The 498-nt window shown below is 40.4% G+C and carries 2 tRNA genes; both read left to right on the top strand.

Annotated elements, in window-relative coordinates:
• Positions 1 to 88: 88 nt before the first annotated feature.
• Positions 89 to 165: transfer RNA gene (locus VRK28_RS00140), tRNA-Ile, on the top strand.
• 110 nt (positions 166 to 275) lie between these two features.
• Positions 276 to 351: transfer RNA gene (locus VRK28_RS00135), tRNA-Ala, on the top strand.
• The last annotated feature ends 147 nt before the right edge of the window (positions 352 to 498 follow it).

Below are 498 nucleotides of genomic sequence, written 5' to 3'. Positions count from 1 at the left end.
ATCACCTCCTTATACGATTTAGAACTTATTTGTTCGTAGTGTCCACACAGATGATTGTTAATTGTAAAGAGAACAACACTTATTGTTTGGGTCTGTAGCTCAGTTGGTTAGAGCGCACCCCTGATAAGGGTGAGGTCGGTAGTTCAAATCTACTCAGACCCACCACTTTGCTCCCATACTTCGTTATGGCACGCCTCGTTTAGTGGACTAAACGTCGTTGTACCATGCCTTGTCTGGAACAAAGTCGGTTACAAACAATAAGTACCAGCATATGTGGGGCTATAGCTCAGCTGGGAGAGCGCCTGCCTTGCACGCAGGAGGTCAGCAGTTCGATCCTGCTTAGCTCCACCACTTTTACTCCTTAAAAATAAACATTCTTAATCAGGTAATAAACTGCTTGAGAATAGAGTGTGTTTAATTTTGAGAAGTTTATTCTCTTGCTCTTTAAAAATTTGGAAAGCTGATATTAAAATTCTTATAGATACTTGTATCTATAAA

It is taken from the genome of Pseudoalteromonas sp. P80D2, from assembly GCF_036680945.1.
GTDB classification, from domain to species: Bacteria; Pseudomonadota; Gammaproteobacteria; order Enterobacterales; family Alteromonadaceae; genus Pseudoalteromonas; species Pseudoalteromonas shioyasakiensis.
Note: the sequence above shows the minus strand (reverse complement) of the source record. Positions and strands in the feature narration are given on the sequence as shown.